The sequence below is a fragment of the Janthinobacterium sp. SUN137 genome, assembly GCF_030587265.1.
GTDB classification, from domain to species: domain Bacteria; phylum Pseudomonadota; class Gammaproteobacteria; order Burkholderiales; family Burkholderiaceae_D; genus Janthinobacterium; species Janthinobacterium kumbetense.
This window is the reverse complement of the sequence record NZ_JAPWHZ010000003.1, coordinates 934,033-958,240: the sequence shown is the minus strand read 5'-3', so window position 1 is coordinate 958,240 and position 24,208 is coordinate 934,033. Positions and strand designations below refer to the sequence as shown.

Annotated in this window: 18 protein-coding genes; 7 read left to right on the top strand and 11 right to left on the bottom strand. The window is 63.3% G+C overall.

Going from position 1 to position 24,208, the window contains the following annotated elements:
* The first annotated feature begins 3 nt into the window (after positions 1-3).
* Positions 4-342: a hypothetical protein gene (locus O3298_RS19235; protein WP_035826249.1), complete on the top strand. Its 339-nt coding sequence runs from the start codon at positions 4-6 to the stop codon at positions 340-342.
* Positions 343-478: 136 nt separating this feature from the next.
* Positions 479-1,633: a patatin-like phospholipase family protein gene (locus tag O3298_RS19230; protein ID WP_251350777.1), complete on the top strand. Its 1,155-nt coding sequence runs from the start codon at positions 479-481 to the stop codon at positions 1,631-1,633.
* Positions 1,634-1,661: 28 nt separating this feature from the next.
* Here the strand turns inward: O3298_RS19230 and O3298_RS19225 are convergent, their stop codons facing one another.
* The 3 genes from O3298_RS19225 to O3298_RS19215 are packed head-to-tail and all read right to left on the bottom strand — an operon-like array spanning position 1,662 to position 2,673.
* Complete coding sequence (locus O3298_RS19225) at positions 1,662-1,964, bottom strand: hypothetical protein (protein WP_289899245.1); 303 nt, start codon at positions 1,962-1,964, stop codon at positions 1,662-1,664.
* A 44-nt stretch (positions 1,965-2,008) separates the two neighbouring features.
* Positions 2,009-2,161 (bottom strand): DUF3309 family protein, encoded by a 153-nt coding sequence (locus tag O3298_RS19220; RefSeq protein ID WP_010396415.1) that lies wholly within the window; start codon positions 2,159-2,161, stop codon positions 2,009-2,011.
* Between the two features lie 59 nt (positions 2,162-2,220).
* Positions 2,221-2,673: a glycine zipper 2TM domain-containing protein gene (locus O3298_RS19215; RefSeq protein ID WP_077401560.1), complete on the bottom strand. Its 453-nt coding sequence runs from the start codon at positions 2,671-2,673 to the stop codon at positions 2,221-2,223.
* A 265-nt stretch (positions 2,674-2,938) separates the two neighbouring features.
* On the opposite strand from O3298_RS19215, the gene O3298_RS19210 reads away from it, so the two are divergent.
* The 3 genes from O3298_RS19210 (at position 2,939) to O3298_RS19200 (ending at position 5,156) form a co-directional block, all read left to right on the top strand.
* Positions 2,939-3,493, top strand: a complete 555-nt coding sequence (locus tag O3298_RS19210; protein ID WP_099664885.1) for a hypothetical protein — start codon at positions 2,939-2,941, stop codon at positions 3,491-3,493.
* Positions 3,494-3,575: 82 nt separating this feature from the next.
* Entirely contained in the window at positions 3,576-3,887 is a 312-nt protein-coding gene (locus tag O3298_RS19205) for a BON domain-containing protein (protein WP_046682432.1), read from the top strand.
* Positions 3,888-3,959: 72 nt separating this feature from the next.
* Positions 3,960-5,156 carry an AI-2E family transporter gene (locus O3298_RS19200; RefSeq protein ID WP_369811611.1) on the top strand — a complete coding sequence of 399 codons (1,197 nt, stop codon included), beginning with the start codon at positions 3,960-3,962 and terminating at the stop codon, positions 5,154-5,156.
* A 60-nt stretch (positions 5,157-5,216) separates the two neighbouring features.
* On the opposite strand, the gene O3298_RS19195 is transcribed toward O3298_RS19200, so the two are convergent.
* Positions 5,217-6,164 (bottom strand): YihY/virulence factor BrkB family protein, encoded by a 948-nt coding sequence (locus O3298_RS19195; protein WP_099664884.1) that lies wholly within the window; start codon positions 6,162-6,164, stop codon positions 5,217-5,219.
* Between the two features lie 70 nt (positions 6,165-6,234).
* Positions 6,235-7,260: an OmpA family protein gene (locus O3298_RS19190; RefSeq protein ID WP_289899244.1), complete on the bottom strand. Its 1,026-nt coding sequence runs from the start codon at positions 7,258-7,260 to the stop codon at positions 6,235-6,237.
* A gap of 471 nt (positions 7,261-7,731) precedes the next feature.
* Here O3298_RS19190 and O3298_RS19185 point away from each other — a divergent pair, with 471 nt between their 5' ends.
* On the top strand, positions 7,732-13,491 hold the full coding sequence (locus O3298_RS19185; RefSeq protein WP_305060271.1) for an alpha-2-macroglobulin: 5,760 nt from the start codon (positions 7,732-7,734) through the stop codon (positions 13,489-13,491).
* The gene (pbpC, locus tag O3298_RS19180; protein ID WP_369811610.1) at positions 13,488-15,605 is read left to right on the top strand and encodes a penicillin-binding protein 1C; all 2,118 of its coding nucleotides are present in this window, start codon (positions 13,488-13,490) and stop codon (positions 15,603-15,605) included. Before O3298_RS19185 ends, pbpC begins: the two co-directional genes overlap by 4 nt.
* Here the strand turns inward: pbpC and O3298_RS19175 are convergent, their stop codons facing one another.
* From O3298_RS19175 to O3298_RS19150, 6 genes are all read right to left on the bottom strand, one after another.
* Entirely contained in the window at positions 15,606-17,228 is a 1,623-nt protein-coding gene (locus O3298_RS19175; RefSeq protein WP_305060270.1) for a DUF2875 family protein, read from the bottom strand.
* 101 nt (positions 17,229-17,329) lie between these two features.
* Positions 17,330-19,648, bottom strand: coding sequence for a DUF3274 domain-containing protein (locus tag O3298_RS19170; protein WP_305060269.1), 2,319 nt, complete (start codon positions 19,646-19,648; stop codon positions 17,330-17,332).
* A 92-nt stretch (positions 19,649-19,740) separates the two neighbouring features.
* A complete protein-coding gene (locus tag O3298_RS19165; RefSeq protein WP_289911994.1) occupies positions 19,741-20,421 on the bottom strand; it encodes a hypothetical protein in 681 nt (226 codons plus the stop codon).
* Positions 20,422-20,496: 75 nt separating this feature from the next.
* Positions 20,497-20,814: a hypothetical protein gene (locus O3298_RS19160; RefSeq protein ID WP_305060268.1), complete on the bottom strand. Its 318-nt coding sequence runs from the start codon at positions 20,812-20,814 to the stop codon at positions 20,497-20,499.
* 104 nt (positions 20,815-20,918) lie between these two features.
* Positions 20,919-22,265 carry a sigma-54 dependent transcriptional regulator gene (locus tag O3298_RS19155; RefSeq protein ID WP_034758888.1) on the bottom strand — a complete coding sequence of 449 codons (1,347 nt, stop codon included), beginning with the start codon at positions 22,263-22,265 and terminating at the stop codon, positions 20,919-20,921.
* The gene (locus tag O3298_RS19150; RefSeq protein ID WP_305060267.1) at positions 22,258-24,159 is read right to left on the bottom strand and encodes an ATP-binding protein; all 1,902 of its coding nucleotides are present in this window, start codon (positions 24,157-24,159) and stop codon (positions 22,258-22,260) included. The genes O3298_RS19155 and O3298_RS19150 overlap by 8 nt, the downstream gene beginning before the upstream one ends.
* Positions 24,160-24,208: the final 49 nt, after the last annotated feature.

Sequence of the window (24,208 nt, the reverse complement as noted above, 5' to 3'; positions counted from 1 at the left end):
TTCATGTCGGAAAACGACAAACTGGCGGCGCAAGCCGCCCGCAAGCGCCTGCTGATCGCCCAGGGTGAAATGTACCGCGTGGGCATCGTGCATGCGCGCGCCAACGTGGGCTACGCATTGCGTCCCGAATCGATGCTGCAGGGCGTGGTCGAAACGGCCGTCGGCTTTGCCGGCCACCGCGTCGAGTCCCTGCTGGCGCCGGGCGGCATGCGTTTGCAAGGCGCCATGCCTTACGTGCTGACGGCGCTGTCCTTTATCGGACGCAAGAAGCTGGTGAAGCCGGCCCTGGTCCTCGTGGCCGTGGCCGCCGTTGCCGCCAGCTGGCTGCGCCGCAAGCGCTGAACGCCAGCCGTGTTGCACAGGAACGCCGTCATCGACGGCGTTTTTTTTTTGCCCGTACCCAACGTCCGGCACGTGCAGGCGCAATCCCTTACAATGATTCACGCCGCACCCGCGCGGCGGACAGAGGGCCATCTCGATGACGAATTCAAAGACACCGATCAATCAGTTAAATCCCTCGCGCCTGCGCATCGTGCTGGTGCTGCAAGGCGGCGGCGCACTGGGCGCCTACCAGGCTGGCGTCTACCACGCGCTGCACGAACATGGCCTGGCGCCCGACTGGGTGGTGGGCACTTCGATCGGCGCCATCAATGCCGCCATTCTTGCCGGCAACAAGCACGAAGACCGGCTCGTGCGCTTGAAACAGTTCTGGCAGCGCGTGGCGCACCGCGACAGCATCGACATGAACCTGGTATCGGACCAGCAGCGCCGCTCGAACATCTGGCTGGCCACGCTCGATACGGTGTTGCGGGGCGTGCCCGGCTTCTTCAAGCCGCGTTCGTTCAGCATGTTTCCGGCAGGAATCGCCGTCAAGCCGGAAGAGGCCAGCTTCTATGACACCAGCGAACTGGCCGGCACCCTCGAGGATCTGGTCGATTTCGATTACCTGAACCAGCCTGGCGGCATGCGCCTGACGGTCAACGCCCTGCGCGTCAAATGCGGCAGCCTCACCAGTTTCGACAGCCAGCAGCAACCCCTGACGGCGGATCATATCCGCGCCAGCGGCGCCTTGCCGCCCGGCTTTGCCGGCGTGCGCGTCGATGGCGATCTGTATTGGGATGGCGGCCTGTATTCGAACACGCCGCTGGAGACCGTGCTCGACGATACCCCCCACGTCGACACCCTCGTCTTCATGGTTGACCTGTGGAGCTCGGAAGGACCGGAACCGACCACCCTCGATGAAGTACAGACGCGGCAAAAGGATGTCACCTTCGCGTCGCGCTCGAAGCGGCATATCGCCGATTATGTCAATACGCATACCTTGCAGCGCAAATTGCGCGAACTGTACGCCGGGCTGCCCGATACCAAGCACAACCGCCAGCAGACGGAAGAGCTGGTCGCGCTCGGCTGCGACAGCACCATGCACATCGTGCGCCTGCCGTACGCAGGACGCGACTGGCACATGGCGGCCAAGGACATCAATTTTTCCAAGGGCTCCATCGAGTGGCGCTGGGAGCAGGGCTACCAGGATGGCTTGCGCGCGATCAAGGCGGCCGGCTGGCTCGCCTATGTCACGGAAGACACGCCGCTCGTGGTGCACGAACTGCCCCCTTACGAGCGCGACGCCGCCTGATCAGGCCGAGTCGCAAGAGTACGCTTCACTATTGCGGATGGGCTGCTTCGCGCAGTTTTTCCGCGTTCGCCATGTCTTGCCGGTAAGTGTCTTGCGCCTCCTTCAGGCAGGTGGCGCGCGCGGCGGACGGTTCCGAACGGCAGGCTTTCTTGGCTTCGGCCAGGGCGGCGGCGATTTCCTTGCGCAGGGTGCGCAGCTGGGCTTGCGCCGTGCTGTCTTCCTGGTACCAGCGTTGCGGGTCGCCCGGCTGCGGCGCGGCCGTCTGGGCCAGTGCCAGCGGCGCCAGGCTGCAGGCGAACAGGGTGGCCAACAGTGTGTTGTGGATAGTCATGATATTTCCTCCTTGAAATAAAAAAGGCGCCGTAGCGCCTTTTTTTACAACCTGCCCGTCAGTAATAGCAGGATCAGTATCACTACGACGAGGCCGGCGATGCCGCTGGGGCCGTAACCCCAGTTGCGGCTGTGCGGCCAGGTAGGCAGGACGCCGACCAGGGCCAGGATCAAGATGATCAGAATGATGGTGCCCATGGTATCTCCTAGTTGGTGCATGGTCCGGCGCAGGCTTGCGGGCAAGCCTGGCCAGCGGATTAATAGCGGTAGACGCGGCCGTCAACGATGCGCACGCGATTGCCGGGGCGCAAGTCATTCGCGTTGTCCTGCACCACGGTGCGGTATTCGCCGTTATCGAGGCGCACGCTGATCTGGTAGCCCTGCGCTTGCTGCCTGCGGCCTTCCACCTGGTTGCCCACGACGCCGCCGGCGACGGCGCCCGCCACGGTGGCGGCCGTGCGTCCGCCGCCCGAGCCGATGGTGTTGCCCAGCAGGGCGCCCGCGATGCCGCCCACGACGGCGCCGGCGCCGCTGGTTTGTCCGCCGCCCTGCACAAGCTGGATGGAATCGACGGTGCCGTACATGGCGGACTCAGGCTGGTTGGCTGGATAGTATGGTTGTTGTGACTGGTAAGAAGGGCCGGTGGCGCAACCGCTCAGTACGGCGGTGGCGGCGAGCATCAGTGCAGCCATGGTGGCGTTGGTTTTCATTTTATTCTCCTGACGAGGTGAGGGTGTAGTGCCATCTTAGTCATGCCCCCGTCCCCGGTCTGTACGCTGCCGCACGTACTTATTTCATGTCGAAATGGTATTTTTTGCCACGGCGATCCCGCAAAACGTTGTTATTTCTCCCTGTCTGCCTCCCGCTTTCAAAATAAATTACTTGTGTACGGCAGCGTACAGAAGAGAGGCGGCGATCCACGTAAAACGGTAGTCATGCCAAGCAGACATGCTTGCTACCACCAGGGAGAAATACATGAACAAGAATAAGCTTTTCACCGCCATCGTCGTCAGCCTGGCGTGCGCCGCCTGGGGCGGCCAGGCAGCGGCTGCCACGCCGGAAGCGAAAGCAGCTTACAAGGCGGCCAACGAGCAGGCGGGCCTCAATTACAAGCTGGCGCATGCCGAATGCGAAAAAATCACGGGCAACCCGAAGGATGTCTGCATCGCCGAAGCGAAGGCCGTGCGTGCTTATGATGAAGCCGTGGCCCAGGCGCAATACACGAATACCCTGCGTGCCTACACCAAGGCGCGCATCAAGATTGCCGATGCCAACTACGACGTCGACCTGGCGCGCTGCAATGCGCTGACGGGCAACGACAAGGATGTCTGCGTCAAGCTGGCCAAGTCCACCAAGGTGGCGGCCCTGGCCGACGCCAAGGCGGACAAGAAAGTGATCGAAGCGCGCAGCGATGCGCGCGAAGCAAAAAGAAAAGCCGAGTACAAGGTCGCGACAGAAAAATGCGATGCATTAGCCGGCGCAGCCAAGGATGACTGTATCAAGGCTGCAAAAACCCAGTTCGGTTACTGAGCTCCCTCCGGCGCGCAGTCACCAGACTGGTATAAGAAGCTCATTGTGAGCACATTGATTGACCACTCCTAAGGAAACCACCATGAAATTCACTAAATCTATCGCTACTGGCCTTTTCGTCGCTTCCCTGTTCGCCGTTGCAGGCTGCGCTTCGACCCCAACCAAGGAAGGCACGGGCGAGTACATCGACGACGCGGCCATCACCACCAAGGTGAAAGCCAGCATCTTCAACGAGCCTACCCTGAAATCGACGGAAATCAACGTTGAAACCTTCAAGGGCGTGGTTCAGCTGAGCGGCTTCGTGGCCCAGCCGTCGGATGCCGCCAAAGCAGGCGAAGTCGCCCGTGGCGTCAAGGGCGTGAAGTCGGTGAAAAACGACATCCGCGTCAAGTAATGGCCTGACCTGCCGCAGCGGCCCGCCTCACGGCTGGCCCTGCGGCCCACCACCGACCGTCGCGGGAATCGCATGCATATCCAGCCTACAGATACCCCGCCCGAGCCGGTGGCGGCCGCCTCCACCGAGCCTGCCGGGCCACTTCCCGGCGCGCCCGTGGAGAATCCGGACGCATCCCTGCGTTTGCCGCTGCATGTCAATGCGCGCGGCATGGCGCTGGGCATCATCGCCACCGTCAGCTTCATTTATGCGCTGCAGTGGGCACAGAAATTCCTCATTCCCGTCATCTTCGGCATTTTCATTGCCTACACCCTCAATCCCGTCGTTGCCTGGCTGGAAAAGCTGCGCCTGCCGCGCGCCATCGCCGCCACTGCCGTGACGGCCCTGATCCTGTTCGGCTCCATCGTCGTCGTCGAGCGCGTGCAGGGCGAATTCGAATCCATCGTGGAAGAATTGCCGGCCGCCACGCATAAACTGTCGCGCCTGATCGCCGCCAATACGGGCGGCAAGAACAGCACCTTCCAGAAGATGCAGGCCGTGGCCAATGAAATCGAGCAAGTGGCCGCCGGCGCCGAAGCGCGCCGCAACAACCGCCGCGCCGCTGCGGCCGAGGCGCCCAACTTCAAGATCATGGACTGGGTCTGGGCCGGCTCGCTGGGCCTGGTGGGCTTCCTCAGCCAGGCCACCATGGTCATCTTCCTCGTGTTTTTCCTGCTGCTGTCGGGCGATACCTTCAAGCGCAAGCTCGTCAAGCTGACGGGGCCGTCGCTGAGCCGCAAGAAAGTCACCGTGCACATCCTGGAAGACATCAATACCTCGATCCAGAACTATATGTTCATGCTGCTCGTCACGAATGGCTTGTTGGCCGTCCTGATGTGGATCGCCCTGCGCGTGATCGGCCTGGAAAACGCGGGCGCCTGGGCCATCGTGGCCGGCTTGCTGCACATCATGCCGTATTTCGGCCCCTTGCTCATCACCATCGCCACGGGCCTGGTGGCCTTTTTGCAGTTCGAATCGCTGGAAATGGTCTTGCTGGTGACGGGCACGTCGATGGCGATTGCCACCCTGGTGGGCACCTTTGTCACCACCTGGATGACGGGGCGCATCGCCCGCATGAATCCCACGGCCGTGTTCATCAGCCTGCTGTTCTGGGGCTGGCTGTGGGGCGTCTGGGGCTTGCTGCTGGGCGTGCCCATCATCGTCATCGTGAAAGTCGTGGCCGAGCGCGTGCAGGGCATGGAAGTGGTGGCCGAGCTGCTGGGTGAATAGCTTGCGGTAGCTCAAGAAAAACGGCGCCCGCGGGCGCCGTTTTGACTTGCCGCAGCCGGCTCAGGATTGGTGGCGTTTCAATATCTTGACTTGCACGTCGCCATCGTCCGTCTTCGGCATATCCTTCATGCTGCCCAGCTGCAGGGCGAACTGGCGCGTGAATTCGGCGCCCAGGAAGAAGATTTGCGCCGAGTAATATACCCACAGCAGCAGGGCCACGAGCGAACCGGCCGCGCCATAGCTGCTGGCCACGCCGCTATTGCCGATATACACGCCAATTGCATATTTCCCCAGGGAAAACATGAAGGCCGTGCCCACGGCGCCGATCACCACGTCGCGCCAGGACAGGCGCACGCGCGGCAGCATTTTATAGATGACGGCAAACAGGCTGGCGATGACGGCAAAGCCGATCAGGTTCGACAGGATGGTAAACAGCACGGCCGTGTCTTTCCACACGCCTTCCCAGAAATTGGCGAGGATGGCCATGGCCGCATTGACCACCAGCGACACCATCAGCAGGAAGGCCAGCACCAGCACCAGGCCGAAGGACAGCAAGCGCGTGCGCAGCATGTCCCAGGCGCCCGCTTCCTTCAACGGCGGCACTTGCCAGATTTCATCCAGGCTGGCTTTCAGTTCGGCAAACACGCTGGTGGCGCCGAACAGCAGCAGGGCGCTGGCGATGAGGGTGGCGATGCGGCCCTGCTCATGATTCTTCGCGCCGGCCAGCACCAGCTGGATGGCTTCGGCGCCCTGCGTGCCCAGCAAGCCCTGCAATTGCCCCATCAGCTCGCCGCGCGCGGCGGCCGGGCCATAGAAAAAGCCCGCGATGGCGATCACCAGCACAAGGATGGGGGCGATGGAAAACAGGGTGTAATAGGCGAGGGCGGCGCCCTTGCTCGAGGCGCGGTGTTCCAGCCATTCGGTGACGGAACAGACGATGACGCTGCGCATCTGCTTGCTGAACGGCGCCAGGCCGGCCAGTCTGGGATAGCGGGGGGAAATATTCATGATGGCTTTCAATGCAAAAAAGGGGCGCGAGCCCCTTTTTCTATTCACGAGTGGCGTACCACTGTTGAGCTTACTGCACGCGGCGTTCGATGGTGATCTGTTCCACTTCAACGCGGCGGTTTGGTTCCAGGCACTTGATCAGGTCGGCACGCTTCTTGTTATCGCAGGTGACGACAGGATTGGTGGAGCCCTTGCCTTCGGCCGTCAGGCGGTTGGCGGCGACACCGTGAGCGACCAGGTATTCCTTGACTGCATCAGCGCGCTGCTGCGACAGTTTCAGGTTGTACTTGGGCGAGCCGATGCGGTCGGCATAACCGCTGATGACGACGTTGTTGACGTCCGGCGCTGCGTTCAGCACGCGGGCGATTTCGTCGAGCTTGGTCTGTGTCGGACCCAGCTTGGCGCTGTCGAACGCGAACAGTTCCGTTGCCGCCATCGTCACTTTTTCAAAGCGTGGCGGCGGTGGTGGTGGCGGTGGCGGCACGACCACGACGACTTCTTCACGCACTGGCGGCGGTGGCGGTGGTGGCGGCGGTGCAGGCGGTTTGTCGAACGCGTAGTTCAGGCCCACGGTGACGTAGTAGTTGTTGGACTTGCTGCTCGGGTCGAAGGTGTTGCCACGCAGGAAGCCGTGCACATTGCGTACGTCAGCCTGGAGGGACAACTGGTCCGTGATGCTGGACTGGAAACCCAGGCCCACGCTGGCGTACGGCGAGCTCTTGCTGCGTTCGCCGAAGGCGAAGCTGGTGTCCTTGTCGCGCTGCATGCCGGCACCGACCAGCAGGAAGGGGCGGAAGGCTTTGCGCGAGAACATGTACAGGCCGTCTACGCCCAGCGTATTTTGCTGGTAGCGCTGACCGCCATCCTTGGAGCGGGCATACGTGGTGCCCAGCTGGATATCCCAGTCCGGCGAAACGGGTTTACCGAAACGCAAGCCCGCGCCATAGCCGGTTTTATCCGTGGCGAAGTCGGAATCTGGCTTGAGTGCGTTGATGCTAGGTTGAATGTACCAGGAGGGATTGATTTCCTGGGCCTGTGCGCCGAGGGCGGAGCACAGTACTGCGGCGGCGACGGCGATTTTTTTTAGATTATTCACAAGTAACTCCCAACGTTGATAAGAGATTTTCTCTACTGCATCAATGCGACAACTGCCAGACATGCTATTGCTAGAGGTAGACAACAATTCCAGGTGCGCTTTCTTGCGATAAATGCACTGCTGTTGGACTAGAGAATACGGTTGCAGGTTCAACTGGTCGGTGCGTTGGCGCACAAAGCATTGTTGTATATCAATGGTGTTGCAGATTCACGACAAAGACTTCGGTGTTGAAAAAAACTAATTCGCCTCGGGAAACTTTTGCAATCACGGCCACTTCCTGGCGCCGCGACCAGAGGCAATCGTACGACTTGTTACCAGCGTGCCACTGTATATTAGCAACAATGATGAGCTTGATAACTAATATTACATTGATGTTGTATTCCTGCCGCGTTCTGTTGCCTTGCCGGGCTTCTTCCAGGCAACTTTTACGCGCCGCAGCCAGCTCCGCCACTTTTCATCAAGGAGTCACCCGTGCCTGATCACCCCCGTGTTGTTTCCTCCCCGCTGTCTGGCAAACTGGGTTCGCTATGTCTGCTGGGCCTGCTGCTGTCGCCGGGTCTGGCCATGCCGGCCTGGGCCGATAGCGGCGTGTCCCTGTTTTCGCCCAGCGGCACGGTCAAGGCCGTGCGCCAGGTGCGGGCCCAGTTCGCCACGCCGATGGTGCCGTTCGGCGACATGGGCTTGCCCGCGCCGTTCGCCATCGATTGCGGCAAGGCCGAGCCTGCCGTCGTGGCGGGCGCGGGACGCTGGGCCGACGAGCGCAACTGGAACTACGATTTCGAGCGCGACTTGCCGGCCGGCGTGGCCTGCAGCTTCACCTTGAAAGCGGGGCTGAAGGACGTGGCGGGCCAGGTCTTGCAGGGCACTGGCGCTTACCGCTTTTCCACGGGCGGGCCGGCCATCGTCGAGGCCGTACCGTATGACGGCCAGCCGTATATCGATGAAAACCAGATCTTCGTGCTGGGCCTGGATGCCGCGCCGAACGAGGCCAGCATGGCCGCCAACGCATATTGCCGCGTCGATGGCATCAATGAAAAGATTCCCGTGCGCTTGCTCAAAGGCAAGGAACTGGAGCAGGTATTGACCCTGCGCAAGAGTTTTCTCGACCGCTACCTGACCGTGTATTTCAAGAAGCGGGGCACGCTGTGGAAGGTGGGCATGCCCGTCGCCAGCAAGGGCGCGCCGCCCCTGCCCGTCACCGTGCTGCAATGCAAGCGCAGCTTCCCTGCCAACGCCAAGGTGTCGCTCGTGTGGGGCGAGGGCATTGCCAGCGCCAGCGGCATTGCCACGGACAAGGCGCAAACCCTGCAGTTCAAGACGCGGCCCGATTTCACGGCCAAGTTCAGCTGCGAGCGCAGCAATCCCAAGGAGCAGTGCATTCCCTTCCTGCCCATGCGCGTGCAGTTTTCCGCGCCCGTGAGCGCGGCGCAAGTGCGCGCCATGACCCTGAAGGGGGGCGGCAAGACGTATGCGCCGACGATATCAAAAGACGAGGAAAAGGCGGAATTCCTGTACGGCGCCACCTTCAACGGTCCGTTTCCCGTGCAAGCCAGCTTCGTGCTGAATTTGCCGCCGAAATTGACGGATGACGCGGGCCGCGCCTTGCTCAACCGCGCGCGCTTCCCCATGACGGTGCGCACGGGCGAACAGCCGCCGCTGCTCAAGTTCCCGGCCCCGTTCGGCATCATCGAAGCGAAGGGCGACGGCTTGCTGCCCGTCACCGTGCGCAATATCGAGCCCGTGCTGTCTGGCAAGGAAATCGCCCAGCCAGCCGCCGCCACGGGCGCCACCTTGCGCGTGCCCGACAATGACGACAAGTTCGTCATCGAGTGGATGCGGCGCCTGGCCGGCAATGGCGACGGGGGAGAGTACTGGCAGCCGTACGCCCAGTATGCGGGCAACATGAGCAAATCCGTGCTGGCGGACGCGGCCGGTACGCGCCCCCTCAGCTTGCCCCGTCCGGACGGCAAGAAAACCTTTGAAGTGATCGGCATCCCGTTGCAGAAGCCGGGCTTTTACGTGGTCGAGCTGGCCAGCCCCATCCTGGGCAAAGTGCTGCTGGGCAAACCGACGACGGCCTACATCCGCACGGCCGCGCTGGTGACGAACCTGGCGGCCCACTTCAAGCATGGCGCGCAATCGTCGCTCGTGTGGGTGACGTCGCTGGACAAGGGCGCGCCTGTTGCGAAAGCGCAAGTGGCCGTACGCGACTGCGCCGGCAAGCTGCTGTGGCAAGGCGCCACGGGCGCGGACGGTGTGGCGCACATTCCCGGCGAGCTGGCCAATTCCAGCTGCAAGAACAACGGCCGCTACTTTATCAGTGCGCGCAGCGGCGGCGACATGACGTTCACCCTGTCGGACTGGGTGGGCGGCATCGAAGCCTGGCGCTTCAATTTGCCCACGGACGACACGCGCGCCGACAACACCTTGCTGGCCACGGTATTCGACCGCACCTTGCTGCGCGCCGGCGAAACCGTGCACATGAAGCATTTCATCCGCAAGCACACGGGCGAAGGCATGAGCCTGGTCGACAAGAACAATGGCCCCGGCAGCGCGACGTCCATCGTCATCACGCACCAGGGCAGCGACCAGAACTACCAATTGCCCCTGCGCTGGTCGGCCGGCGGCACGGCGGAAAGCGACTGGCTCATTCCCGCCGACGCCAAGCAGGGCGAGTACAGCGTGACGATGGCGGGCCGTCCTTCCGGCAGTTTCCGCGTAGAAGCGTTCCGCGTGCCCACCATGAAAGCCGTGCTGCAGGGACCGAAGGCCCCCGCCGTGCAGGCGAAGCAGCTGGCCCTGGATGCGCAAATCACCTATCTGGCCGGCGGCGCCGCCACGAATGCGCCCGTCAAGCTGCGCACGGTGCTGCAAGACAAGAGCGTGACGTTTGCCGACTATCCCGATTACAGCTTCAGCAATGGCGACGTGAAGGAGGGGCTCGTCAAGCAGGGCACGGGCTACGACGACGATGAGGGCGAATGGCAGGACGAAGGCCATGGCGCGGCCGGCGCGGGCGCGGCGGCCGCGCGCACGCAAAGCTTGACCCTGGACAAGGCGGGCGGCGCGCGCATCGTCATCGACCAGCTGCCGCAGCTGTCCACGCCGCGCGACCTGGTGGCGGAAATGGCCTTCCAGGATGCGAATGGCGAGACAGCCTCGGTGGCTGCGCGGGTGCCGCTGTGGCCGTCCAACTATGTGATCGGCATCAAGCCCGACGCCTGGGCCTTGAGCAAGGATGCGTTCAAGTTCACTGTGGCCGTGCTGGGCACCAATGGCAAGCCCGTGGCGAACGCCCCCGTTGCCGTGGATTTCTTCCAGCGCAACAGCTATTCGCACCGCCGGCGCCTGATCGGCGGCTTCTATGCATATGAAAACAGCAGCGAAGTGGTCAAGCTGGGCCCCGCGTGCTCGGGCAAGACGGACAACAAGGGCCTCTTGATCTGCGACGTGAAGGCGCCCGCCAGCGGCAATCTGATACTGCGCGCCCGCACGCAGGACAGTGCCGGCAATGCGGCCGTCGCCAACCGCGAAACCTGGGTGGCCGGCAGCGGCGACTGGTGGTTCAACGCCAGCGACAATGACCGTATCGACGTCTTGCCTGAAAAGAAACGCTATGAACCGGGCCAGGAAGCGAGCTTGCAAGTGCGCATGCCCTTCCGCTCGGGCACGGCCCTGATCACGGTCGAGCGCGAAGGCATCCTCGACACCTATGTGCGCCAGCTCAATGGCCGGGAACCGGTGGTGGCTATCCCTGTCAAACCGAATTACGCGCCGAATGTGTATGTATCCGTGTTTGTCGTGCGGGGCAGGGTCGATGGCGTGCAGCCGACGGCCCTGGTCGACCTGGGCAAGCCAGCCTACAAGATGGGCATCGCACCGCTGAACGTGGGTTGGCAGGCGCATGAACTGAACGTGATGGTCGTGTCCGACAAGGAGGTGTACAAGACGCGCGACAAGGCGGAAGTGTCCGTGCGCGTGCGCCGCGCCGACGGTAAAGCCTTGCCGGCCGGCGCGGAAGTGGCGCTGGCGGCCGTCGACACGGGTTTATTGGAACTGATGCCCAACGATAGCTGGAAGTTGCTCGATACCATGATGGCGCAGCGCAGCCTGCAGGTGGAAACGGCGACGGCGCAGATGCAGGTGATCGGCAAGCGCCACTTCGGCCGCAAGGCCTTCCCGGCCGGCGGTGGCGGCGGCAAGGGCGCCAGCCGCGAACTGTTCGACACCCTGCTGTTCTGGAAGGGCACCGTCAAGCTCGACGCCAAGGGCGAAGCGATGGTGCAAGTGCCGCTCAACGATTCGCTGACGGGCTTCCGCATCGTCGCCATCGCCAGTGCCGGCAAGGAATTGTTTGGCACGGGCAGCACGGACATCCGCAGCTCGCAAGACTTGATCCTGCTGTCCGGCTTGCCGACCCTCGTGCGCGAAGGCGACCAGTTGCGCGCGGGATTCACCGTGCGCAACACCTCGGCCACATCCTTGAACGTGGACCTCAACGCCACGGCGGCCGGCAAGGCCTTGCCGCGCCAGAGTGTGACCCTGGCGGCGGGCGAGGCGCGCGAAGTGGGCTGGGATTACCAGGTGCCGCTCGGCGCGGCCAGCATTGTGTGGGAGATCGGCGCGAAGGCGGGTAGCGGGTCTGGCAACACTACGGACAAGCTGAAAATCACGCAAAAAGTGGGCCAGGCCACGCCCGTGCGCACGTATCAAGCCACCTTGCAGCAGATCGACAAGCCCGTCAATATGTCCGTGCAAATGCCGGCCGGCGCCTTGCCGGGCCGGGGCGGCATCCAGACCAGCTTTGTCGCCAAACTGGGCGGCGAACTGCCCGGCGTGCGCGAGTACATGGCTGCGTATCCGTACACCTGCTTCGAGCAAAACACGTCGAAAGCCATCGCCCTGCAAGACCAGGAGGCGTGGAACAAGCTGGCCGCCAGCTTGCCCGCCTACCTGGACAGCGATGGCATGCTGAAATACTTCCCCATCATGGAGCAGGGCAGCGACAGCTTGACGGCGTATGTGCTGTCGGCAACGAGGGAGGCGGGCTATGCGATTCCCGAACAGACGAAGAACCGCATGGAAGAAGCCTTGACGGCCTTCGTGCAAGGCCGCCTCGTGCGCCGTTCCGCGCTGGACACGACCGACTTGGCCGTGCGCAAGCTGGCCGCGCTGGAAGCGCTGTCGCGTTCCAACAAGGTGCCGCCCGACGCCCTGGAGAGCATCAGCATCAACCCGAACCTGTGGCCGACGTCGGCCGTCATCGACTGGAGCTTGTTGCTGCAACGCACGCCAAGCCTGGCGCGCCGCGATGCGTTGCTGGCCGAGGCGCAGCAGATCCTGCGTTCGCGCCTGAACTTCCAGGGCACGACCATGGGCTTTTCCACGGAGCGCAAGGATAACTGGTGGTGGCTGATGGTCTCCGGCGACGTCAACGCCAACCGGCTGTTGCTGGCCGTGATGGACAATCCCGCTTGGAAAGATGACATCGGCCGCCTGGTGCGCGGCAGCATGGGCCGCCAGAAGAAGGGCCGCTGGGATACCACGGTGGCCAACGCCTGGGGCACCCTGGCGATTGCCAAGTTCTCGGCCAAGTTCGAGTCCACGCCCGTGACGGGCGCCAGCGCCGTCAAGCTGGGCGGCGATACGCAAGCGCTCGTGTGGAATGGCGCGGCGAAAGTGGGCCCCGTGCTGCAAGCGTGGCCGAAAGGCACGGACACCCTGGGTCTGGCGCACAGCGGCACGGGCAAGCCGTGGGCCACCGTGCAAAGCCTGGCCGCCATCCCGCTCAAGGCGCCCGTGTCCAGCGGTTACACGATCAAGAAAACCATTACGCCAGTGGAACAGAAGACGGCGGGTGCGTGGTCGCGCGGCGATGTCTACCGCGTGCGCCTGGACTTGTCGGCGCAGGCCGACATGAGCTGGGTGGTGGTCGACGACCCGATCCCCGCCAGCGCCACGGTGCTGGGCAATGGCTTGGGCCGCGATTCGCAGCTGCTGACGGCCGGCGAAAAATCCACGGGCTGGGTCTGGCCCACGTTCGAGGAGCGGGCCTTCGACGCCTTCCGCGCCTATTACGCCTTCGTGCCGAAGGGTAACTGGAGCGTGGAATACACGGTGCGCCTGAACAATGCCGGGGATTTCAGCCTGCCCGCCACGCGCATCGAAGCCATGTATTCGCCGGAAATGTTTGGCGAGTCGCCGAACGCGAATGTGAAGGTGGGGCAGTGAAGAGTTTGATTTTTGTCACGGGTTGCCTGCTGGCCGGCCAGGTTTTCGCCGAGGTGGTCCTGACGCCGGCCCAGGTGCAGGCCGCCTACCGCAGTTCGGAAGCGCAATTGCTGGACCGCAACGGCGCGCCCCTGCAATCCTTGCGCGTGGACATGAAGGTGCGCCGCTTGCCCTGGGTGCCGCTGGCCGATATCTCTCCCGCCGTGCAGCAAGCCGTGCTGCTGGCGGAAGACCAGCGCTTCATGCGCCACGGCGGCGTGGATGTGTCCGCGTTGGCCACGGCCGCCTGGGACAATCTGTTTTCCAAGAAACCCCGGGGCGCTTCCACCATCACCATGCAGCTGGCGGGCCAGCTGCATGCGGACTTGCAGGCATCCTCGGGCGGACGCAGCCTGCGCCAGAAGTGGGACCAGATGCGCGCGGCCCAGGCGATCGAGGATAGCTGGAGCAAGGCGCAGATTTTCGAGGCGTATCTGAACCTCGTGTCGTTCCGCGGTGAATTGCAGGGCATCGCGTCCGCCTCGTACAGCTTGTTCGGCAAGGCGCCGTCGGGCCTGAACCAGACGGATGGCATCATTTTGGCCAGCCTCGTGCGGGCGCCGAACGCGCCGCCGGCCACCGTCACGCGTCGCGCCTGTGCGCTGGCGAAGGAATGGCGCATGGACAGCAGTTGCCAGCTGATCGGCCAGCGCGTGCAGACGGCCTTGCAGCGCAACGCGCTGTATGCGGAGCTGGCGCCTGCGCCGCAAGTGGCGCAGCAACTGTTGAAACAGCCGGGCGCGCAAGTGGCCAGCACGCTCGACGGTCCCTTGCAGCGTTTCGCGCAGGAAAACCTGCGCCAGCAACTGGCATCCTTGCGCGAGCGCAATGTCAACGATGGCGCCATCATCGTGCTCGACAACCGCAGCGGAGAGATTCTCGCCTATGTCGGCAATGCGGGCGGCAGCCACGTCGATGGCGTGGCGGCCTTGCGCCAGGCTGGTTCCACCTTGAAACCATTCCTGTATGAACTGGCCATCGAGCGCCGGCTGATGACAGCCGCGTCCGTCATGGACGACTCGCCGCTCGACGTCGCCACGGCGTCCGGCATGTATGCGCCGCAAAACTATGACCGCAATTTCAAGGGCTACGTCAGCGCCCGCACCAGCCTGGCCAGTTCGCTCAATATTCCCGCCGTGCGCACGGTGCTGCTGACGGGGCAGGATGGCTTCTACAACCGTCTGAAGGACGTGGGCTTGTCCAGCCTGACGGAACCGGCCGAATACTACGGCCCTTCGCTGGCGCTGGGCTCGTCCGAAGTGACCTTGCTGGAACTGGCCAACGCCTACCGCGCGCTGGCGAATGGCGGGCTGTACAGCACGGCCAGCCTGCAGCCGGGCCAGGCTGGCAAGGACAAACGCCGCGTGATGGAAGCGGGCGCCGCCTTCATCGTGGGCGACATCCTGGCCGACCGCGCCGCGCGCAGCATGACGTTTGGTTTACGCAACGAACTGGGAACGAATTTCTGGAGCGCCGTCAAGACGGGCACGAGCAAGGACATGCGCGACAACTGGTGCATGGGCTACTCGGCGCGCTACACGGTGGGCGTGTGGGTGGGCAACTTCGACGGCAAGCCCATGTGGGACGTGTCGGGCGTGACGGGCGCCGCGCCCGTGTGGCGCGACGTGATGGATTATCTGCACAGGAACGTGCCCAGCCATGCGCCGAAAGCGCCGCCCGGCGTGCTGCAGCAAATGGTGGCGTACCAGCCCGCGCTGGAAGCGCCGCGCCGCGAATGGTTTATTGCCGGCACGGAAAGCCCCGTCATCGCCGTCGTGGGCGACACCGTGAAGCCGCCCGCCATCGTGTATCCGGCCGACGACAGCATCCTCGCCATCGACCCCGACATCCCGCCCGCCTTGCAGCGCGTGTTCTTCCAAGCCCAGGGCAGCCACGCCTTGCGCTGGGTGCTCGACGGCAAGGACCTGGGCGGCGCAGAGGAGAGCATCAGCTGGCGCCCCGTGCCCGGCAAGCACGCGCTGGCCCTCGTCGACGACGCAGGCAAGACGGTGGCGCAGGTGGCGTTCCAGGTGCGGGGGAATGCGCTGGCGCAGCTTGCCGCACAGGGTAAGTAATCAGTTCGATGGATAGTTCGCCGGGTCGATGGCTGGCGTGACGTAATGCCGCAGCACATCGCCGCCGTGCGGGTGTTTTTGCGTGCGGCGTTTTTCGTCCGATGGCGGACTGACCAGCACGATGGTCGCTTCTTCCGGATTGCGCAAATTCACCACGGCGCTGACGCCGCCGTCGCGGTAGCTGCCCATCACGCCGACAGCCATCTGTACGAACAGGGTGGCCGCGCCCGTGTTGCCCAGGCGCTGGTCTGTATCGATCCACTGCTGCGGCTTGCCGCTGTCGAGTTCCGTGCCGCCATCTTCCGCATGCTTGAGCAAGGTCTTGTGCAGCGCCACCAGCTGTGCCTGATTGCCGCCCGTGGCGGCGACCAGGCGTGCCGGGGCGGCGGGGCGCTCGGCTTCCGGCAAGCTGTGCAGGGCTTCCTGCCAGCCCGCCTGCAAGGCTTGTTCGCGCTGGTCGCGGCGCGTGAGCGGCTTGCCGTGTTCATCCGTCATCCTGACGAACGTGGGCCTGTGGATGAAGCCGAAGGTCGGCAGGCGGTCCAGTTGCGCCAACTGTTCCTTGTTGAAGGGCACAGGAAACCAGGGCGTGGGCTGCCACTCTTTCGGCGGGTGATAGGTCTTGTGCTGGAGCTTGTCGAGCATGCTGAAGCTGCCCGTGCCACGGATGTCGGGACGCTGCGCGAATTGTGCGGCGACGGGGAGCCATTCGGCGATTGAGGGCTGGCGCCGGGTGGTGGCTGCCGGGTCGCTTTCCAGACGTTCCTGGGGCACGGTGCCCATCAAGTCATAGTAGGCCAGATACAGGCGCCGCGCCACGCCGTAGGTATTCAAGTCATCGACGCTATCCTCGGGCGGTGCATCGTCGTAGGCGAACTTTCGCACGGCATCGATGCGTTCGCGCCGGGCCAGCACGAACAGGGCCGAGGCGTCGGGCATTTCGGGAATGTAGCGGCCGTCATGTGTGAGCGGCGGAGAGTTGTCCGGGCTGTACAGGTTGCGCGTTGGCATGCTGTCTTCAGAATTGAGCACGATGTAAGGCACGTCGGGATGGGCATCGAAAAAGGCGAACACGTCTTCCAGGATGCGGTCCGGATGTTCGCTCAGGCGGCGTGGACCACTGGCGAACAGATGCCAGTGCAGACCGGATGACGCGGCGCCACCGGCCAGGCCTATGGCTGGAGAGTCGGGGCTGTCCAGCATGCGCGAATTAAAGATTGGTGGCTCAGCATTGAAAACGGGGACGCCAAAATACATGGGAGTATCCCTCGCCCCATTCTCCAGTGTGTCGCCACCGCGGCCACCTGCTATTCCAGCTCTTTGCATGGCATCCCAGGTGTACTTTTCCTTGTCCTGTTCGCGGATGCTGGCATAGGCGTTTCCCTGCTGCAGCGCTTCCCACAGTTTTCCCTGCCGGTATTTGTCCAGGGTGACGCCGAGACCGATCACTTCCAGCACATATTCCCGCTTGTCCTGTTCGCTAGGCGCCGCCTGCTGCACTTGCGGCTTTGCGACGGCCACGGGCTTGGGCGAATGCAGCCAGCGAGAGCCGAGCAATGTAGCTGCCACGATGGGGGGGATCAGCAAGAACCATTGCAGGTGCTTCCATATTTTTCTGCTCATTGTGAACTCCAGCAAGAAAGGGGATGGAATGAACATTAGTAGCAGTGCCAACACGATGGCAGCTGCACCAATCGAATACTGCCAGCGTGGGAATAAATTTTTCATCTTGGAATATCGTCGCTTGATTTATGGACGACCGGAGTGATGAGCGACTCAGTGCGCCTACCGTTGACTATTTCACAAATGACGGTAGACGGCAGGCCTGCTTGCAATGCGGGCACAAAGGCTGGTAACTCTCCCGAACTGTAATAATGGGCATTACCTTCAATGATTTGCTTGCGTTGTAGAGGTTCTGCAGCCCAATAGGCTGCAAATTTTTTCATGAAATCCTCCCATCTCAGGATGGATTGTCTTATAGGATTTTTTTTGTCGTTTTGCAGCCGCCAATCCGCCACCGCACACAAATACCGGTAAAACCTCGGATCGCTGCTGGCCTTGCCCCCGCCGATGGCCACGTCATACGCCGTCACGTTGCGGTGGTTTTCCGCGTTGCCGATGATGGCGCCGTGGAAGGATTTGGGGCTGACCTCGTTCTGCCAGCGCTGGCGCGCCTCGTTCGGGGTTTCTTCGCGGTCCACGCGTAGCCTGTCGCCGCCGCCCGGGTGGCGCGAGACGCGGTCGAGCTTGCATTGGTCGCCCGCTTCCTTGCCCAGGTTCAGGGCCTTTTCCACTTGCTCGCGCTCGCCCGCGCCGAACATGCCGGCGCCGTACTCGGGAATGCGATGCTTGAGCGGCCGCGGATCGGCGATGATTTCCTGCTTGCGGATGCGCAAACCTTTCTTGCTGGTCACCGCGATGGCCGCGTCGATCGGGTCGACTTCCTCGCACGGTCCTTGCTGGTCGCGCGGCAGCCTGGCCTGGTCGGAATCCTTCGGGAATTGCCCAGGGCGGATCTCGCCGCCGTCCAGCACGGCCGCCCTGGGTACGCGAAGCGCTTCGCCATTGATCGTGCGCAAGCCTTCGCGCCTTCCCGCTGCCGTGGAAAAGACATTCCATTTGCTGGGCTTGACGGGCGGCCAGGGCGCTTCGTCATGGCTGGCGCGGTGACCCCGGTTGGCGCCCGCCACGTGGGCATGGTCATCCTCGCCTTCCACGCGCAGGGCGAAGTCGTGCGGCGGCAGGCCCACCGGCACCGGCCCGCGGTTCTTGCCGGCCGCATCGGGGCGTTGTTTGTTGGTAAATACGCGCTGGTAAAACCCTTTGCCCAGTTCCGCCAGCGGCTGGCGGCGCTGGAATTCCTTTTCCCAGTAGGTGGGGCCGTCGCCCCAGATGCTTTTGTTCGTCTTGCCCTTGGTTTTGGACAGGCCATGGCCATCGACGTGGTCGGGTATGCCTTGCCAGCCTATGCCCTGCATATTATCCAGCGCCACAGTCATGTCTTCGGGGCAAAAGTACAGATAAACCTTGCCCCGGTTGTCGCGGTCCGCTTCCGCGCGCCATGCGGCGCCCGCCATGCCATGGCAGATAGTGTGATCCTTGATGTGCGCAAAGGCGGGCGTGGCGTGCTTTTTTGCCACCACGCCCTGCACGATCTGTACGAGGGTTTGCAAGCGTGCATGCAGGGTCTGGCGGTTGTCGATGGCGTCGTACTGGCTTTCCATCGCAGCATCGCGGCCGCCGCCGAAGATGCGGCTCGCCTCCGCCGCACCGAAAAACATCGTCGTGTCTTCCACCAGGCTGTAGGGCGGATGCGTGAGGATCAGGGTGTCGGCGGGGCGCTTGCCCTCATCGAGCAGGAAGGCTTGCGCCAGCAGCGAGATCAGACAGCCCTGGCTGTGCGCGACGATGGATACCACGTCGTTGCTGTCGTAGTCGCGGATCATGGCGATCAGCGCGGCCAGGCGCTTGGCCGCCAGCACCATGTACATGCGGCCCGGCGCCGTCATCAGTGGACGCACGGGGTCGCCGCCCACATCGTAGGGTGAAAACAGCCCCTTGTTCCACATGTCGGGCAGGGTGTTGGTGGCATTGCCGAACGGACCGCCGTTCTTCGACATGTCCTTGTCCAGGCGGTTGCCGTAGCGGTCAGTGTTTTGGCCGTTGACCACTTTGCTGGCGTTGCCGCGTTCGCGAAAGCCCCAGTAAAACGGAATGACGGGGCTGTACGTCGCCTCATCAGGCTTGCGCTTGAAATACACGTCGTCCGGGTCGGCGATGGTTTCACGCTTGTCGGCCTCTTGCGGCAGGCGGTAGGCGGCTGGGGTGAAAACGTGGCCGCCGCCGTACATGCGCGCGTCGAGTCCCTGGCACAGCCCCTTTTCCACGGCACTGAAACTCGTGCCCACGTCATTGACGCCATGGATGACGATGACGTTGCCCGGCAGTTCGGGGCGGATGCGCACGATGGCTTCCTGCGTGCGGTCGCAGTGCAGCAGGGCGGTGCTCTTGCCGCTGATATACGGAAGTTTGGGATACGCCATCGCCGCTCCAGGCTGACCAGACAGGTCAGTGTAGAGGGGCGGGATGACTGATTAATTGCGTTTCCGCAAGCATTGCGGAAAAGAAGGTGTCCTTACGGTGCGCTGATGATCTTCGTCAGCGCGATGCGGTACGCGGGCTGCACGTCGCCATCCTTGTCCAGCTTGTCCGTCATGATCGCGCCATAGCCTTGCGCGTACCACACGTATTCGCCGCTTTTACCACGGCTCTTGCCGCCGACGTCGCGCAGTTCGAACTTGCAGGCGTCGGGGAAGCGGCGGCCGCCCAGTTCCAGGCGTTCCCAGCCGAGGAACGTGATCGAGAAATCGCGTTTGTCCGTGCGCGTGGAGGTGGTGATCTTGTCGGACAGGCCCGCCAGCGGGTAGTGGGTGCTCGTTTGCGTGTCCGTGAACTGCACGCGCACTTCCTGGCCGGGGCGCATGTTGGCGGGAATGGCGGACTGCGGCGTGTAGACGTTCTTGCTGCGCACGGTGCCGTCTTCGTTGTAGTGGATGGCGCCCGTCAGGAAGACCTGGCCGTCGCGGATATCCTGGTAGGACGTGGCCAGCAGCACGCCGCCGTCGAGGATCAGCTGCGTGCCCTTTTGTTTCTTGCCTTCGAACATCTCCTCGACGTTGACTTGCGCATCGCCATTGTTCTTACTGAACTTGATGCCTGTCGTCAATTCCATGCATTCGCCCACCGTGGGCGCCGCCTGTACGCTCGCGGCCGCAAATACGCTGGCCGCCGCCATTCCACACCATGCTGCTTTCATTGTCATCCTGGATATATTGCAAAGGCGCGATGATAACGTGCCTTGGAGCAATGTGGCGCAGTGCTGGAGGCAGACTTAGCGGGCTGGCGCGACTGGCGTCGCTGGCGTCGCTGGCGGCGCGGTGGCCGGTCCGCTGGCGGCCGGGGTGTCCGGCGTGGCCACGGGCTTGCCGCGCCGCGTGCGCTTGTCCGTGCGCGTCTTGGCAGGCTTGGCGTCGTGGATCGGCTTGCCTTTGTTATCGAGCTTGTCGGACTGGTCCGATTGCTGGCCAGGATCCCTGGGATTGTTGGTGTGGTTGCCCGTCTGGTTCACATTCGTCGTCGACTGGGCTTGCACCCAGGCGCCGCCGACGGTCATCAGGGTGGCGGCCAGCAAGAGAGCGGCGGTTTTCATGGCGGTATCCTGTGAGAAATGAGGTTGAGCTTGCATTCTCACACAGGAGTCCGCCTGCACGGGTAGGACGCCGCCTCATGGCTGTGTCGGCTATTTGCTTCAGATCAACGGAACTGTTCCGTCGAGATATCGAAGCGCTTGAGCTTGTCGTACAGGGTTTTCTTCGGGATATTCAGGCTGGCGGCCGCGTCGATGACGTTGCCGTTGTGGCGGCGCAAGGCTTCTTCGATGATGGAAATCTCGAAGGTGTCGACTTGTTCGGCCAAGGATGCTTCGCGGCAGCCGGCCGGGCTCAGGGTGTCGTCGAGCAGGCCAAGCACGAAGCGGTCGGCCACATTGTGCAGCTCACGCACATTGCCGGCCCAGCGCTGCGCCATCAGCGAGGCGATCAGTTCGCCGCTGACGAGGGCAGCCGGCTGGCCGTAGCGCAAGGCTGCCTGCAGCACGAAGAATTCGAACAGCAGGGGAATATCCTCGCGCCGGTTGCGCAGCGCGGGCAAGGTCAGGCTGGCCACGTTCAGGCGGTAATACAGGTCGGGCCGGAACTTGCCCTGTTCGGCCAGCACATTCAAGTCTTCCTTGGCGGCGGCAATCACGCGGAAATTGACGGAAATCAATTTGTTGGAACCGAGCCGCTCCACTTGCCGCTCCTGCAGCACGCGCAGCAGTTTCACTTGCAGGGCCAGCGGCATGCTTTCGATTTCATCGAGGAACAAGGTGCCGCCGTTGGCGTATTCGATCTTGCCGATGCGCTGGCGCTGCGCGCCCGTGAATGCCCCTTCTTCGTGGCCGAACAGTTCCGACTCGAAGATCGATTCGGGCAGGGCGCCGCAGTTGATCGCCACGAACGGGTGGTCGCGCCGCTCGCTGAAATCGTGCAGGCAGCGGGCGATGAGTTCCTTGCCGGTGCCCGTTTCGCCGAGGATGATGATGTCGGCCGATTTCGGCGCCAGGTTCAGCACCAGCTGGCGCACCTTGGCCATGGCCGCGCTGCGCCCGACGATGCGCGCCTCGATGCCGACCCGCTGTTCGAGCTGGCGGCGCAAGTTCATGTTTTCCAGCACCAAATGGCGTTTATCCAGGGCGCGGCGGCACACTTCCACCAGCAAGTCGGCGGAAAACGGTTTTTCGATGAAATCGTAGGCGCCACGGCGCATGGCGCCCACGGCCATCGACACGTCGCCGTGGCCCGTGACGAGGATGACGGGCAGGCTGGCATCCTGCGCCACGGCGATATCGAGCAGTTTCAAGCCATCCATGCCGGGCAGCTTGATATCGCTCAATAAAATGCCCGCAAATTCCGGCACCAGGTAGGGCAGTGCTTCTTCGGCCGTGGCGACGGCCGTCACTTGCAAGCCCGCCAGTTCCAGCGATTGCCGCGCGCCCTTGCGCACGACGGCGTCGTCTTCCACCAGCAGCACTTGCATGCCTTCAAAATTATTCTCATGCATCGGGTGTTTCCTCTGTCTCTTTATTCTTTTCCCCCGGGGCGCAGCTCAGGGTGATGGTAAATTGCGCGCCGCCCCCTTCCTGCGCGCTGCGGTTGCGCACGGCCAATGCGCTGCCGGCCGCGCGCAGTATGCCAGCGCTGATCGACAATCCCAAGCCCAGCCCGTGTTCCTTGGTGGTATAGAAGGGGTCGAAGATCTTGTCCAGCGAAGCGAGCGGGATGCCGGGGCCATTATCGGTGATATGCAGCACGGCGAGGTCGCCTTCGCGGCGCACCTGGAACCAGATCTGCACGGGCTCGTTTTCCGGCACGGCATCCATGGCGTTCGTGATCAGATTGGTAAACACCTGTTCCAGGCCGATGGCGTTGCACAGCACGATGATGTCGTCCTCCAGCCAGCTTTCATGCAGGGTCAGGCGCTGCGAATGCTTGCGCGTGCGGATTTGCAGCATGGTTTGCGCAAACGCCTGGCGCACGCTGACGGGTTTGCGGGCATCGTCGCTGCGCCGGGCAAAGCCTTTCAGTTGCGACGTCACGTAGCCGAGACGCTTGACGAGGTCGGAAATGGTCGACAGGTTGTCGAGCGCATCGTCGATGCGCCCGCGCGCCAGGAACACCTTGGCATTGTCGGAAAACGTCTGCAGGGCGGCCAGCGGCTGGTTCAGCTCGTGCGTGACGCCGGCCGCCATCTGGCCGATGGCCGCCAGCTTGCCGCTTTGCACCAATTCCGCCTGGGCATAGCGCAAGGTCTGTTCGGCCCGCTCGCGCTCGGCCACTTCCGCCTGCAGGCGGCCATTTGCATGCACGAGGTCGGCCGTGCGCTGCTCGACCTTGATTTCCAGCTGTTCATAGGCGCGCGCCAGCGTCTGTTGCGCATTGAGCTTGTCGGCGATGCGGCGCCGGCGCTGGCGCGCATACATCAGGGCCAGCAGCAGCAAGGCCCAGCCCAGCGCGGCGGCGATGGCCGCGTTGCGCGCCGCCTCGTCGACCTGGTCGAGCTCGGCCAGCACGGTGATCTGCCATTGCAGCGGGCCCAGAGCGCGGTTCACGGCCAGATAGTCGGCGCTGCCGGACAGGGCGGGCGTGTCGCCCGTCTGCGGACGTTCCAGCGTCATCACGCTGGCGCCGTCGGCGAACTGGCGCCGCAACCGGTGCGGCAAGATGGGCAGATTTTCCTGCAGGAACTGGCGCTGCGCGCTGATATCGTTCTTCGCGGCCGGCGACAGGGGCGCCAGGGTCTTGAACTTGAAGGCGGGCGTGGTAGCCAGGATCAGCACGCCATTGGCATCCTTGACCCAGATCTGTTCGCCGGCGCCGGGCGTGCGCCACGATTGCTCGATCCAGTCCAGGTTGACCTTGGCGGCGACGATGCCGATGATGCGCCCGTTGCGCTGCACGGGCTGCGAAATGAAATAGCCGGCCTCGAAGGTGGAGGCGCCGATGCCGTAGAAGCGGCCGATGCCGCCCGCGATCGCATCCTTGAAGTAGGGCCGGAAACCGTAGTTGACGCCCACATACGAGCTGCGGTCTTGCCAGTTGCTGGACGCCAGGGTCGTGCCCTTGTCGTCGAGCACGTAGACGGCAAAGGCGCCCGCGCGGCGGTTCATGTCGACCAGGTAGGCGTTGATCTGCGTGACCTTGTCGGCGCTGGGCTGTTCCAGCAATTGCGCTACGGCATCGCTCTGGGCCACGGCCAGGGGCAGGAATTCGTACTTGTTGAGGGCGCCGCCGATGGACGCCGCATACAGTTCCGCGCGCGAATCGAGGGTGCGGTGCAATTCATCGAGCTGGCGCTGCTTGACCCAGGTATACGACGCCCACGTCAGCACGGCCAGCGATCCCACGGCCAGCAGGGGGCCGAGCGCGGGTCTCAGGGTCCATTTGCCGAATGCCATGGTGCTCCGTGTGTCGGGTTGATGGGGCAGGCCAGACGGCACTGCCCCG

Excerpts from the sequence above, each read along its gene's own strand:
- O3298_RS19235 (WP_035826249.1), top strand. The coding sequence starts at position 4 with ATGTCGGAAAACGACAAACTGGCGGCGCAAGCCGCCCGCAAGCGCCTG.
- O3298_RS19230 (WP_251350777.1), top strand. The coding sequence starts at position 479 with ATGACGAATTCAAAGACACCGATCAATCAGTTAAATCCCTCGCGCCTG.
- O3298_RS19225 (WP_289899245.1), bottom strand. The coding sequence starts at position 1,964 with ATGACTATCCACAACACACTGTTGGCCACCCTGTTCGCCTGCAGCCTG.
- O3298_RS19220 (WP_010396415.1), bottom strand. The coding sequence starts at position 2,161 with ATGGGCACCATCATTCTGATCATCTTGATCCTGGCCCTGGTCGGCGTC.
- O3298_RS19215 (WP_077401560.1), bottom strand. The coding sequence starts at position 2,673 with ATGAAAACCAACGCCACCATGGCTGCACTGATGCTCGCCGCCACCGCC.
- O3298_RS19210 (WP_099664885.1), top strand. The coding sequence starts at position 2,939 with ATGAACAAGAATAAGCTTTTCACCGCCATCGTCGTCAGCCTGGCGTGC.
- O3298_RS19205 (WP_046682432.1), top strand. The coding sequence starts at position 3,576 with ATGAAATTCACTAAATCTATCGCTACTGGCCTTTTCGTCGCTTCCCTG.
- O3298_RS19200 (WP_369811611.1), top strand. The coding sequence starts at position 3,960 with ATGCATATCCAGCCTACAGATACCCCGCCCGAGCCGGTGGCGGCCGCC.
- O3298_RS19195 (WP_099664884.1), bottom strand. The coding sequence starts at position 6,164 with ATGAATATTTCCCCCCGCTATCCCAGACTGGCCGGCCTGGCGCCGTTC.
- O3298_RS19175 (WP_305060270.1), bottom strand. The coding sequence starts at position 17,228 with ATGAGCAGAAAAATATGGAAGCACCTGCAATGGTTCTTGCTGATCCCC.
- O3298_RS19170 (WP_305060269.1), bottom strand. The coding sequence starts at position 19,648 with ATGGCGTATCCCAAACTTCCGTATATCAGCGGCAAGAGCACCGCCCTG.
- O3298_RS19165 (WP_289911994.1), bottom strand. The coding sequence starts at position 20,421 with ATGAAAGCAGCATGGTGTGGAATGGCGGCGGCCAGCGTATTTGCGGCC.
- O3298_RS19160 (WP_305060268.1), bottom strand. The coding sequence starts at position 20,814 with ATGAAAACCGCCGCTCTCTTGCTGGCCGCCACCCTGATGACCGTCGGC.
- O3298_RS19155 (WP_034758888.1), bottom strand. The coding sequence starts at position 22,265 with ATGCATGAGAATAATTTTGAAGGCATGCAAGTGCTGCTGGTGGAAGAC.
- O3298_RS19150 (WP_305060267.1), bottom strand. The coding sequence starts at position 24,159 with ATGGCATTCGGCAAATGGACCCTGAGACCCGCGCTCGGCCCCCTGCTG.